10 protein-coding genes are annotated in these 12834 nt (G+C 70.6%); 4 read left to right on the forward strand and 6 right to left on the reverse strand.

All coding sequences use genetic code 11. The features are described from left to right. Positions 1-36 precede the first annotated feature (36 nt). From JYK17_RS07010 to JYK17_RS07020, 3 genes are all read right to left on the reverse strand, one after another. Entirely contained in the window at positions 37-2229 is a 2193-nt protein-coding gene (locus JYK17_RS07010; protein ID WP_108015771.1) for an MMPL family transporter, read from the reverse strand. A 168-nt stretch (positions 2230-2397) separates the two neighbouring features. Continuing rightward, positions 2398-2883 carry a flavin reductase family protein gene (locus JYK17_RS07015; protein WP_222810029.1) on the reverse strand — a complete coding sequence of 162 codons (486 nt, stop codon included), beginning with the start codon at positions 2881-2883 and terminating at the stop codon, positions 2398-2400. A 64-nt stretch (positions 2884-2947) separates the two neighbouring features. Next, entirely contained in the window at positions 2948-3829 is an 882-nt protein-coding gene (locus JYK17_RS07020) for an aldo/keto reductase family oxidoreductase (RefSeq protein ID WP_108015773.1), read from the reverse strand. A 136-nt stretch (positions 3830-3965) separates the two neighbouring features. Between JYK17_RS07020 and JYK17_RS07025 the strand changes: the two genes are divergently transcribed. Then, complete coding sequence (locus JYK17_RS07025) at positions 3966-4814, forward strand: helix-turn-helix transcriptional regulator (RefSeq protein WP_108015774.1); 849 nt, start codon at positions 3966-3968, stop codon at positions 4812-4814. Between the two features lie 671 nt (positions 4815-5485). On the opposite strand, the gene JYK17_RS07030 is transcribed toward JYK17_RS07025, so the two are convergent. The 3 genes from JYK17_RS07030 to JYK17_RS07040 form a co-directional block, all read right to left on the reverse strand. Then, on the reverse strand, positions 5486-6847 hold the full coding sequence (locus JYK17_RS07030; RefSeq protein ID WP_222810030.1) for an MFS transporter: 1362 nt from the start codon (positions 6845-6847) through the stop codon (positions 5486-5488). Positions 6848-6911: 64 nt separating this feature from the next. After that, positions 6912-8387 carry an NAD-dependent succinate-semialdehyde dehydrogenase gene (locus JYK17_RS07035; RefSeq protein ID WP_108015776.1) on the reverse strand — a complete coding sequence of 492 codons (1476 nt, stop codon included), beginning with the start codon at positions 8385-8387 and terminating at the stop codon, positions 6912-6914. A 223-nt stretch (positions 8388-8610) separates the two neighbouring features. Then, positions 8611-9408 carry an IclR family transcriptional regulator gene (locus JYK17_RS07040; RefSeq protein ID WP_108015777.1) on the reverse strand — a complete coding sequence of 266 codons (798 nt, stop codon included), beginning with the start codon at positions 9406-9408 and terminating at the stop codon, positions 8611-8613. Positions 9409-9628: 220 nt separating this feature from the next. On the opposite strand from JYK17_RS07040, the gene fae reads away from it, so the two are divergent. Genes fae through JYK17_RS07055 form a run of 3 tightly spaced genes read left to right on the forward strand, consistent with a single transcriptional unit; the run spans position 9629 to position 12791 of the window. Next, entirely contained in the window at positions 9629-10165 is a 537-nt protein-coding gene (gene fae, locus JYK17_RS07045) for a formaldehyde-activating enzyme (protein ID WP_108015778.1), read from the forward strand. Beyond that, a complete protein-coding gene (locus tag JYK17_RS07050; RefSeq protein ID WP_222810031.1) occupies positions 10162-11274 on the forward strand; it encodes a mandelate racemase/muconate lactonizing enzyme family protein in 1113 nt (370 codons plus the stop codon). The genes fae and JYK17_RS07050 overlap by 4 nt, the downstream gene beginning before the upstream one ends. Further along, the gene (locus JYK17_RS07055) at positions 11271-12791 is read left to right on the forward strand and encodes an aldehyde dehydrogenase (RefSeq protein WP_222810032.1); all 1521 of its coding nucleotides are present in this window, start codon (positions 11271-11273) and stop codon (positions 12789-12791) included. The genes JYK17_RS07050 and JYK17_RS07055 overlap by 4 nt, the downstream gene beginning before the upstream one ends. Positions 12792-12834 lie beyond the last annotated feature (43 nt).

Here is a 12834-nt window from a genome sequence, read left to right on the forward strand (position 1 = left end):
GCCCGGCAGACCTGTGCCGTCGTGCTGTGTCGTGCGTCAGCGGCGGCGTGCCGCCGGATCCTGCGTGACCGCCTCCGGACCCTCGCCCGCGGAGACCGGACCGGAACCACCGGATCCGGCGCCCGCGACAGCCGGTTCCTGCGGCCGGTCGGCGTGTCCCGGCCACCATGCCGCGTGACCGATCAGCGCGGTCAGGCTGGGCGTGAAGAACATCGCCATGACGAACGCGGCGACCGCGATGCCGAAGGAGACGGCGAAGCCCATCTCCGTGAGCAGCGAGTTGCCCGCCAGCATCATCGTGGCGAAGGTCGCCGCCAGGATGAAGCCGGCCGCGGCCACGGTCGGCCCCGCGTGCCGCAGGGCCATGCCGGCCGCCTCACGCGGTTCGCGGCCCTCGCGGGCCTCCTCCCGCAGCCGGGCGATCATGAGGATGTTGTAGTCCGTGCCGATGGCGACCACGAACAGATACATGATCACCGGGAGCATGAACATCAGGCCCGAGTGCCCCTGCAGCTCCTGGAAGATCCACACCGTGGCTCCCAGGGTGGCGCCGAAGCCGAGACCCACCGAGGCGATCAGGTACCAGGGGGCGACCACACTGCGCAGCAGCAGCCCCAGGATCACCATGATCAGTAGCGCGGCGACGGGGAAGACGGTGCGGTAGTCGTGGTTGACCGCCGTGTCGATGTCCTTGTAGATCGAGGACATGCCGCCGACGAGGGCGTCGGTGCCGTCCGGAGCCTTCGCGTGCGCGACGTCCCGCACCCGGCCCACGGACTGGATCGCCTTGTCCGTGGAGGCCTCGTACTTGAGCGTGACGGTGAAGTCCGCGGTGGTGCCCGCCTTGTTGACCTGTGTCATGCGGGCACTCGCCACGCCGTCCACCGACCGCAGCGCCGCCGCGTACGAGTCGAACTCGGACCTGTCGAGCGGCTTGCCGTCGGTACTGGAGAGATAGACGTCGGTGGGGGCGGCCGCGCCCGCCGAGTACGCCGTCTGCATCTCGTCCTGGACGACCATCGACTCCTTGGTCTTGGGCATGGAGCCCGAGGCCAGGTCGAACGTGGCGTTGTAGCCGAGGACCCCCAGCGACAGCGCCACCAGGACCAGGCCGGACAGCCCGGCCGTCAGGGCGGGGCGCCGCTGCACCCCGCGTCCGAGGGCGGCGAAGCGCGCGTTCTCCGGCTCCCGCTGCCAGGTCTTGGAGGGCCAGAACACCTTGGGCCCGATCAGTGAGACCACGGCCGGGATCAGGGTCAGACCCGCGATCAGGGTGACGGTGACGGCGATCGCCAGCGCGGGACCCATCTGCTTGAGGAAGCCCAGCGTGGAGAGGACCAGCGCGAGGAAGGCGATGATCACCGCCCCGGCCGCCGAGGCAATGGCCTCGCCGACCCTGCCGACCGCGTTGATCATGGCCTGCTTGGGTTCGTCGCCGGCGCGCAGGCGTTCTCGATACCGGAACATCAGGAACAGGAAGTAGTCCGTGCCCACGCCGAACAGCACGACGATCAGGATGGAGGAGATCGAGCTGTTGGCCTGCAGGCCGAACAGCTTCGTGGCGTACGCGATCAGCCCGTTGGCGATCGCCGACACCACGCCGATCAGGATCAGCGGCAGCACGGCCAGGATCGGTGCCCGGAAGATGATCAGCAGCGTCACCAGGATGATCGCGAAGGTGCCGATGCCGATCAGCGCCTCACCGCGCTTGGACGAGTCCTGCTGGTCGAGGGCCTGAGCGGCCGATCCGCCGAGTTTGGCATCCAGATCGGTGCCCTTGGTCAGGGCCTTGACGTCGTTGCGCAGCACCTTGGCCGCATCGGCCTGTTTGGGCTGGCCGGCGTTCTTGCTGTCCATCTGGACCAGGGTGATGGTGTACCTGCCGTCCTTCGACGGCTGGCCGGGGACCACCTTCTGCACCTGGTCGATGTGCTTGTCGCCCAGTTCCTTGGTGATCCGGGCGACGTCCTTCTGGTCCGCGGCGGTCAGCTTGCCGCCGTCGGTGCGCTGGTACAGCGCGATCGCGGACGGGGTGAAGGCGCTGGGGAAAGCCTTCTGCTGGAGATCCGCCGCTTTGATGGATTCATAACTCTTGGGTAGGAAACTGCTCTCGTCGCTGTTCGAGGGCAGGCTCGGAGCGGTGGCGACGATCGCCACCGCAGCGATCAGCCAAGCCACGATCGTCCAGACGGGATGTCGGACGACCGTGCTGCCAATACGTCGGAACATGCGGAAGGTCCTCCTGGCCAGGAAGATCACCGCAGCCCGGGGAGCGGACCCTGGCATCGGCGACCCCGACCGGCACACACCGCATGCACCGGTCGAACGGTTGTCTTGGGTCAAATGGTAGTGACCTTGAAAAAGATCGCTCAGGGTGGTCCGGAAAAACGCGTGGCGTCACGCCGGATGACCGGGCGTGATGTCCTCGGCGTCGTCCATCCGCAGCAGCGGGCCGTCGGTGCGCTCGCCCCATTCCACGGGTCTGAGGACGAAGCCGACGTGATCACCACCGTCGACGCGGTCCTCGACCAGGCCCACGAACCAGGCCGCCGCCTGCTCCAGAACGACCGAGCCGCCGTACCCCGGTCTCCACCGCACACGCGCGAACTTGTCGATCCGGTCGCCCGTCCGTCCGCCGAACAGGGCCGCCAGCCCGTGCTGCTCACGCGTCAGCAGATGGACCGCCAGACATTCGGCGGCCCGGGCTGCTCCATAGGTGTGGTTGGCCTTGGAGATCCACACCACATACCGGACGGGGTCGATGGAGCACTGGGAGGAGAAGCCGACCAGACACCCCGACCGGTCCGCTCCCGTGGCGGCCGTGACCACACACATGTCGGGGTTCAGCCGGCTCATGAACACATCGACGTCGTCGTCCGCCATGTCCCCACCCCGAATGTCACGCACTTGACCCCGCACTCGGTGCCTGGTCCCCCGCCGGCCTCATTTACGAGGGTAGGCCCTCGCCGCCGACGGCATTCAGTTCGGTGAGGATGTCGGCCGGCAGTTCCAGGGACGCGCCGCGGATGTTCTCGCGCAAGTGCTGGGCCGAGGACGTGCCGGGGATGAGGAGCATGTTGGGCGAGCGCTGCAGGAGCCAGGCCAGTGCCACGGACATGGGGGTGGAGTCCAGGCGCGCGGCGACCTTGGTCAGGGTGTCCGACTGCAGCGGTGACATGCCGCCCAGCGGCCAGTACGGCACATACGCGATGCCCTGGCGCGCGGTGCTGTCGACGAGCGCGTCGTCCTGCCGGTTGGCGAGGTTGTAGAAGTTCTGCACGCACACCACGGGCGCGATCGACTGCGCCTCGGCGAGCTGGTCCGCGTCGACCGTGCTCAGCCCGAGGTGACGGATCAGCCCCTGCTCGCGCAGTTCGGCCAGCGCGCCGAACTGTTCGGCGATGGAGCCGGGTTCGGGCGAGTCGAAACCGCCGACGCGCAGGTTCACCACGTCGAGGGCGTCGAGGCCGAGTCGCCGTAGATTGTCGTGGACCTGCTGCACCAGCTCGGCCGGGGTGCGGGCGTGCGGCCAGCCGCCGTGCTCGTCACGGCGGGCGCCGACCTTGGTGACGATGTGCAGGCCGTCCGGGTACGGATGGAGCGCCTCGCGGATGATCTCGTTGGTGACGTAGGGGCCGTAGAAGTCGGCCGTGTCGACGTGCCGGATGCCGAGTTCGACCGCCGTGCGCAGGACGGCGATCGCGGCGTCACGGTCCTTGGGCGGGCCGAAGACGCCCGGCCCCGCCAGCTGCATGGCGCCGTAGCCGAACCGGGTGAGGGTGAGGTCGCCCATGCGGTAGGTGCCGCCGGGGAGTTCGTTGCCAGTCATGTCTTCCTTCCGCTCACCAGCGTCTCCGGGAGCAGACTCGACCGTACGAATCCGCCGCGGAGATAGCCTGTGCCCCGCTCGTCCTGGGGGTGACAGGACCAGGCACGGCGCCGGCGGGGCTCGTAGGATCGAGGACATGAGCAGGCCGAATGCGCTCGGGGAGTACCTTCGGGCCCGTCGTGAGCTGACCGATCCGACGGACGCGGGGCTGCCGGTCGTCGGCGTACGCCGCACCCCGGGGCTGCGTCGTGAGGAGGTCGCCACGCTGGCCGGGATCAGCGCCGACTACTACCTCCGGCTGGAACAGGGCCGGGACCGCAATCCGTCCCCTCAGGTGCTGGAGTCGCTGGCGCGGGTGTTCCGGCTGGACGCGATCGCCACGGAGCATCTGCTGAGCCTGTCCACCGCCCGCCCGGCGGCGCGCCGGCGGCCGCCCCGGGAGGTGGTGCCCGCCGGGATCCTGCGGCTGCTCGACGCGATCAACCTGCCGGCGTTCGTGGAGAGCCGGATGTTCGACGTGCTCGCGGCGAACCGGCTGGCGAGCGCCGTGTCCCCCAACCTCCGCCCAGGGGTGAACCGGCTGCGCACGATCTTCCTCGACCCAGCCGAGCAGGCGCTCTACCCGGACTGGGAGAAGACGGCGGGCGGACTGGTCGCGGGGTTCCGGGCCTCCGTCGGCGGTGACGTCGACGATCCGCGGACCGTGCAGCTCGTCGGCGAACTGTCGCTGGGCAGCGACAAGTTCCGCCGCCTGTGGGCCCGGCACGACGTCACCGCACTCGCCGGGGGGTCGCTGGCGCTGTGCCACCCACAGCTCGGCCGCCTCGAACTGAGCCGCGAAAAGCTGCCCATCGCCGACTCGGGTGGGCAGATCCTGGCGATCTACCACGCCGAGCCGGGCTCGGAGTCGGCCCGGGCGCTGGAGTCGCTCCGGTTGTCGGTGGACACCGGGTCGGATCAGTCGTCGGCGTCCGGGGCAGGGTAGGGGCGGTTGGGGCAGGGGGATGGCGCGCGGTGCCGCGTACGCCTCTCGCAGCGCCGGACACGGCACAGGACACCGCGCTGCCGCTCGCGCTTCGGGCGACGCGCCATCTTCGCGACAGCCTCAGTCGAGGTCCGGCACCGGCCAGGCCGGGCAAAAGGGCGCCCGTCGCGCAACGCCCGGCGCACCCTGTCACTGCGGCGGACTCTGCGCAGCCGCGCACGCTCGGGCGACGCCGCGCCTTTCACGATGGCCTCTCGTCGACGTCCAGCAGCGGCCAGAGTCGGCCACGAAGACAGCACCCGTCGCCCGACGCCTGGCACGCCCGAACCACGTCGTCCACCGCACATTTGCTCAATCTCCGGACGACGCCGCCGCTTTCACGACGGCCTCTCGTCGACATTCGGCATCGGCCGAAGTCGGCTGCGAAGAGGGCGCCCGCCGCGCGATGCCCAACGGGCCCTCACCGCACCGAACGTCCACGCAGCCGCTCATGCCACGGGCGAAGCCGCCACTTCTGGGACGGCCCCGGTCGGCTGCGACCGCCCCGGGGCTGCGATCACTTCCGGTGGACTGCGACCGTCCCCTCGGGAGCTACAGCCGTCCGGGGCTACGACCGCGTCCAGCAACCCGTGCCCGGCCGTAGGCCGTTCCCGGGCCGGGGCGCCACCTGATCACGCCGTAGGCTTCTCCCGGGCTGTGCGTGCTGCGTTGGCCAGGTCCAGGTCGGTGGTTTCCGGGGCCAGGAACTGGGAGACCAGGCCGCCGAGGGCGAGGACGCCGGCGCCGACCAGGAGGACGAAGCGGGCGCCGTAGTGGTCGAGGCCCATCGGGAGCAGGAAGGTGCCGATCGCCGCGCCGACCCTGCTCATCGCGGTGGCGAAGCCGACGCCCGTGGCGCGCAGGGAGGTGGGGAACACCTCCAGCGGGTAGACCGAGGTCAGGGCGCTGGAGGCGGCGTTGAGGAAGATGAAGAAGAGGAAGCCGCAGACGATGACGGGGGTCGACGACGGCCACACCGCGACCAGTGCGAGGCAGCCGGCCGTGATCCAGAACGGCGGGATCAGCAGTCGGCGGCGGCCGATACGGTCCACGACGAGACAGCCTGCGGTGACGCCGGCGATCGCGGTGAAGGAGTAGACGAGCAGCGCCGCCACCGCGTTGTCGCCCATGTTCAGGGCCTCGAATACCTGCGTCCAGTACGTGCTGATGGCGAAGTACGGCAGCACGAGCGCGGCCCAGAAGACGCTCGCGAACACCGTGCTGCGGAGGTGCTCCTTGCTGAACAGGGCCCCGAATCCGGCCTGTTCGGTCGCCATGCGTTCGTCGATCTCGGCGGTGACGTCGATCTCGATGGCGTACCTCTCGATCAGCGCCTCGGCCTCCTCGCGCCGCCCCTTGCTCAGCAGCCAGCGGGCCGACTCGGGGATGCCGCCCCGAAGCGACACGCACACCACGGCGAGGACCGCGCTGCTGGCCAGCGACCAGCGCCAGCCGCCGTCGACGTCCTCGAAAACGGCGCCGACGACCGTGGCCAGGGCGTAGCCGACGTACCAGCTGATCTCCAGGCTGGCGAGCAGGCGCCCGCGGCCCTGCTTGGGGGCGTACTCCGACAGCAGCGGGGCGCCGATGGCGTACTCCCCGCCGATCGCCACGCCCATCACCAGCCGGATGACGAAGAGCTGCATCCCGTCGGTGACGAAGAACTGGAGCACCGAGCCGACCAGGAAGATCAGCATGTCGGCCAGGAACACCGGGCGCCGTCCGTAGCGGTCGGCGAGGCGGCCGAAGAGCGGGCCGCCGACGAAGATGCCGATGAGCGGGGACGCGCCGACCAGGCCCTCCATCAGGGTGGAGAGATGGAGATCGGCGGTGAGCGCGGTCATCGCCATGCCGATGCCGCCGATGACGTAGCCGTCGATGCCCTCGCCGATCTGGGTGGCGAGCTTCAACTTGGTGTGCAGGCGGCGGCGTTCGCGCCCGTGGTCGGGGGCTTCGGTGGTGGTGCTGGGTGGTATCGCAGGCGTCGTTGCCATGTGCGGTCCTTGTCGTGAGCGGAGGGAGCGGCGGGAGGGGGACGGAACGGGGAGGCGGAAGTGGTCAGTCGGTCCAGTCCAGGGCTATGTACTGCGTCTCCAGGAAGGCCTCGATGCCCTCGCGGCCGCCCTCCCTGCCGAGACCCGACTGCTTGACGCCGCCGAACGGGGCCGCGGGGTCGGACAGCAGGCCCCGGTTGACGCCGACCATGCCGGCTTCGAGGCGTTCGGCGATGCGCAGTGCGCGGCCGACGTCGCGGGAGTAGACGTACGACGCGAGGCCGTGGACCGTGGCGTTGGCGCGGGTCAGCATCTCCTCCTCGTCGGTGAAGGTGCTGATGGGCGCGACGGGGCCGAAGACCTCCTCTTGCAGGATGCGGGCGTCGTCGGGGACGTCGACGAGGACCGTCGCGGGGTGGAAGTGGCCGGGACCGTCCGGGACCGTGCCCTGCGCGGCGATCACCGCCCCGCGGTGCACGGCGTCGTCGACGAGGGTTCGGATCTTGTCGACTGCGGCCCGGTTGATCATGGGTCCGAGGGTGACGCCCTCCTCGAGGCCGGGTCCGGTGCGTACGGCGGTCATGGCGGCGCCGAACTTCTCGGTGAACTCGGCGGCCACGTCGGCGTGGACGTAGAACCGGTTGGCGGCGATGCAGACTTCGCCGCCGCCGCGCATCTTGGCGTCCATGGCGCCGCGTACGGCCGCGTCGACGTCGGCGTCCGCGCAGACCACGAAGGGGGCGTTGCCGCCGAGTTCCATGGTCACGTTGACGACGTTCGCGGCGGCCTGTTCCAGCAGCCGTTTTCCGGTGGCGGTGGAACCGGTGAAGGAGAACTTGCGGACGCGCTCGTCGTCGAGCCAGGCCGAGACGACCTCGGGGGCACGGTCGGTGGGCAGGACGTTGACCAGTCCCGCGGGCAGTCCGGCCTCGGCGAGGAGCGCGGCGACCGCGAGAGCGGTGAGCGGGGTCTCGGGGGCGGGCTTGAGCAGGACGGGGCAGCCGGCCGCGAGCGCGGGGGCGATCTTGCGGGTGGCCATCGCGGCGGGGAAGTTCCAGGGCGTGACGAAGGCGGTGACGCCGACCGGGTGCCTGCGGACGACATGCCGGAAGCCGCCGCCCGGGGCGTCGCCGAACGAGGAGCCGATGCGTACGGCCTCCTCGGCGAACCAGCGGAAGAACTCGGCGGCGTAACCGACCTCGGCCACCGCGTCGCGCAGCGCCTTGCCGTTCTCCAGCACGATGAGGCGGGCCAGGGTGTCCTGGTGCGTGCGCATCGACACGAAGGTGTCGTGCAGGATCTCCGAACGCCGTCGCGGAGGCGTCGCCCGCCATTCGGCCGCGGCCGCCTGGGCCGCCTCGATCGCCGTACGGGCGTCCTGCTCGCCCGCCGAGGAGACCTCGCGGATCAGATCGCCGGTGGCCGGGTCGTGGATGGAGTAGGTGTGTCCGTCGGCTGCCGGGAGCCATCGGCCGCCGAGGAGTACGTCGCCGTCTCCGAGCGGGGCCTTGGCCAGGAGGTCGATACCGGCGAGGGTCATGAGCTGCTCTTTTCTGCGTTCCGGACGGGGTCTCGTCCGATGCGCGGTGAATTTACGAGCGCGTCATGGGGGCGACAAGGTGACTCCGGCGGATCGCAACGCGGGTTGCTGTGAGGGCAACTCGCCGATCACGGGCGGGAGTACGGCGAAGTCGCTGCGCACAGACCTACGGCGCCCGGGTCTGCGGTGCCGTCCTCGCCGACGTGCACCACCCTCACTGCTCTCACGTCAGCCGCGCCCGAACCCCCGACGTACGCCTGGGCTCCCAGCCCAGCAGCATCGACACCCGTGCCGCTGCCCGGGCCGTGGTGCGGCCCGCCTCGTCCAGGCGTTCGCCGAGTCTGGTCTTGGGGGCGGAGATGTTGATGGCGGCGACGACCCGGCCGCGGAAGTCCCGGATGGGCGCCGATACGCCGACCAGGCCCTCTTCGAACTCCTCGCTGACGCGCGCGTAGCCGCGCCGTTTCGCGTCCTGTATGAGGGTCCACAGCTCCTGGACGGGCATCTCGCTGCTCGTGCCGAAGCGGACGTACAGCTCGTCGGGGGTCGCGTCGGCCAGCAGGACGCGGCCCGCGGACAGCTGCCAGGCGGGCACGCCGCGCCCCTCCCAGCCGTGGACGCGGAAGGAGTGCCCGGAGACCGAGAGCAGGGTGAGCACGTCGCGGTCGCTGAGCACGCACAGGTGGCTGGTCTCCTCCAGATCCGCCGACAGGGTGTGCATGACCGGCTCGGCCACGCGGACCAACCGGCTCTCCGAGGTGCGGGCCACCATCGAGTACAGCCGCCAGCCGAGCCGGTACTCCAGGGTGTCGGGATCACGCTCGACGATGCCCTCGGCGGCCAGGGCCTTCAGGGCCCGGGAGACCTGGGTCTTCTCGCGGCCCACCAGCTGGGCGAGGCGTACCACGCCGAGGCCGCCGACCTGCTGTGCCTCGTCGGAGGCGAGGGCCTCCAGGAGGTCGATGTCACGGCGGAGCCCGTGCCCGCGTGCGGCGGAGGAGGAGTCGCTCACGGCCGTCATGGTATGCCCGCCAACCGGTCGAGGAACGCCCAGGTCAGGCGCGGAGTTGCCCGTAGAGCAACCGGCATTTCGATTCCCGTGAGCGCCTTGCGGGCGCCTGCCGCCAGACCTAGATTCGCCGCATCGGGTCGGATGAACTGCACTGAATGCGAGGTTCGTCCCGCATCCCGCCCCGCTTCACCCCACCCCACGAATCACGCTTCCAGGTCCAGGAGTTGCGATGCCCCCCTTTGCAGCGACCGCGCTGATCGGCGAGTCCTTCGTCGGCGACGGTGCGAACGCCGCGCACACGAACGTCGTGATCGGCCGCAAGGGCGGTCCGGTCGAGACGGCCTGGGCGACCGCGCTCGCCACGCCGAGCGCCGGGCACGTGCCGTTCATGACGGTCGTCCGCCCGTCGGTGCCGGTCAAGCCGCTGACGCTGTTCGTGAACAAGGCCGCCGCCGCGGGCGAACTGCACGAGCGCGCCACCTGGGGGTCCGCCCAGGCCGGACTGGCCCAGGGCGTCCTGGACGCCGTGACCGCGGGCCTGATCCCCGCCGACGAGGCGGACGACCTGCTGATCATCGCCGCCATGTGGGTCAACCCGGCCGTCGACGACCTCGACGTGTCCTTCCGCAACCAGCGCGAGGCCGCGCACGGCGCGATCCGGGCCGCCGTGACGGGCACGCCGTCCGTGGCCGACGCCCTGGACGCGGCGAAGGCCGGACCCGCCAACCCCTTCTACACACCCTCGCCGGAGGCCCTGGTCCGATGAAGATCACCGACATCACCCTCGACCACCTCCGGCTGGAGCTGGACCCGCCGTTCCATGCGGCCTGGGACCCGGAGCCGCGCCGGCACTTCGACGCCACGATCGTGCGGGTGCACACCGACGAGGGGATCACCGGCATCGGCTCCGGCGATCTCATGGACGGCTTCGACACCTACAAACACCTGTTCGTCGGCGAGGACCCCCTCGACATCACCCGGCACGTCCGCGCGATCGAGACCGCCAACTTCCACGGCGCCCACTACTGGCCCCTGGAGGCGGCCCTGTGGGACATCATCGGCAAGGTGCACGGCCGCCCGGTGGCGGAGCTGTTCGGCAACGCGGCGAAGAAGCTGCCCGCCTACGCCTCCTCCGGCGAGCTCAAATCCCCCGAGGAGCGCGTCGCGACGGCGCTTAAGGTGCGCGAGGCGGGCTTTAGCGCGCTGAAGATCCGCATCGACCGGGACCGTGTGGACGAGGGGATCGCGGTCGTGCGGGCCGTGCGCGAGGAACTGGGCGCCGGCTTCGAGATCATGGTCGACCTCAACCAGTCCTGGCGGATGGCGGGCGACACCGCGCACGCCTCGGACCTGGCCAGGACGCGCAAGACCATCGCCCGGCTCGCCGAGCTCGACGTGTTCTGGGTGGAGGAGCCGCTGCCGTACGCCGACCTGGACGGCTTCAAGCGGCTGCGCGCCGAGAACCCGGGCGTGCGGATCGCGGCCGGCGAGATGCACCACTCCCCCACCGAGCTGCTGCGCTACCTGGAGGAGGACGCGCTCGACATCTACCAGATGGACGTCGTGCTCGCGATCGGCATGCAGCGCGCCCGCACCCTGGCGGAGCTCGCGCACCTGAAACACCGTCAGTTCACCCCGCACAGCTGGACCAACGGCATCGGCGTGCTCGCCAACCTGCATGTCTCGGCGGGCGTCGGCGGCGGCCCCTTCTTCGAGTTCCCCTACGACCCGCCCGGCTGGACCCCCGAGCGCCGGGACTTCATGCTCGCCGAGCCGGTGCGGGTCAATGCCGACGGCTGCCTGGAAGTGCCCGACAGGCCGGGCCTCGGCGTCGAGCTGGACGAGGACGCGATCGACCGCTGGAGGATCAAGTGACGTACACCATCGAGGAGTTGCTGCAGCGGTCGCACGAGGAGTGGCAGGCCGCCGCCGACAAACTCACCTTCGACACCCGCCCGTTCGTCGACGGCGCCTTCACCGACGCCACGTCCGGCGACAGTTTCCCCAGCGTCTCGCCGCGCGACGGCAAGGTGCTCGCCGAGGTGCAGGCGGCCTCCGCCGAGGACGTCGACCGGGCCGTACGGTCCGCACGTGCCGCCTTCGAGGACGGCCGCTGGCGCGACCTGGCACCCAAGGAGCGCAAGCGGATCCTGCTGCGCTGGGCCGAGTTGATCCTCAGCCACGCCGAGGAGCTGGCCCTGCTCGACACCCTGGAGATGGGCAAGCCCATCACGGAGTCGGTGCGGGTGGACGTGGCCAAGGCCGCGGAGACCATCGCCTGGTACGCGGAGGCGATCGACAAGTCGTACGACGAGATCGCGCCGACCCCCGGTGACGCGCTGGCGATGATCACCCGGGAGCCGCTCGGTGTCATCGGTGTCGTCGTGCCCTGGAACTACGCGCTGCTGATCGCCAGTTGGAAGCTCGGCCCGGCGCTCGCCACCGGCAACAGCGTCGTGCTGAAGCCCGCCGAGCAGACCTCCCTCGCCGCGCTGCGGCTGGCCGCGCTGGCCACCGAGGCGGGGCTGCCGGACGGCGTCCTGAACGTCGTCCCCGGCCGGGGCGAGGTGGCGGGGCAGGCGCTGGGCCGCCACCCCGAGGTGGACAAGATCGCCTTCACCGGCTCGGCGGAGGTCGCCCGGCTGTTCCAGGTCTACGCGGGCGAGTCCAACGGCAAGCAGATCGCCGTCGAGGCGGGCGGCAAGTCGCCCCAACTGGTGCTGGCCGACGCCGACATCGAGGCCGCCGCGTCCGCCGTGGCCTGGGGCATCTTCTACAACGCCGGCCAGACCTGCAACGCGGGCTCCCGCGTCGTCGTGCACACCTCCGTCAAGGACCAACTGCTGGACGCCGTACGGCGGATCACCGCCGACACCTTCCGCGTCGGCGACCCGCTCGACCCGGCCACGGTGATGGGCCCGATCGTCGACGAGACCCAACTCGCCAAGATCCTCGGGTACATCGAGCGCGGCCGGCAGGACGGCGCGACGGTGCTCTTCGGCGGCGAGCGCGTCCTTGCCTCCACCGGCGGCAGTTTCGTCGAGCCCACCGTCCTGGACGGCGTGGACAACGCCTCCGTCGTCGGCCAGGAGGAGATCTTCGGCCCGGTGCTCGCCGTGGTGTCCTACGACGGTGACGTGGACGAGGGCGTACGGCTCGCGAACCAGAGCGACTTCGGGCTGGTCGCCTCCGTGTGGACGCGGGACGTGACCGTCGCCCACCGCACCGCGAAGCGGCTGCGGGCGGGCACCGTCTGGATCAACACCTTCGACGCCAGCGACGTCATCACGCCCTTCGGCGGCTTCAAGGCGACCGGCGCGGGCCGCGACAAGTCCCTGCACGCGCTGGACGCGTACACCGCGCTGAAGACCACCTGGATCAACCTGGGCTGACCGGCCCTGCCGCTGCTGCACCACCCCCACTACACCGCCCGTA

The organism is Streptomyces plumbidurans (assembly GCF_019857225.1).
Classification (GTDB): domain Bacteria; phylum Actinomycetota; class Actinomycetes; order Streptomycetales; family Streptomycetaceae; genus Streptomyces; species Streptomyces plumbidurans.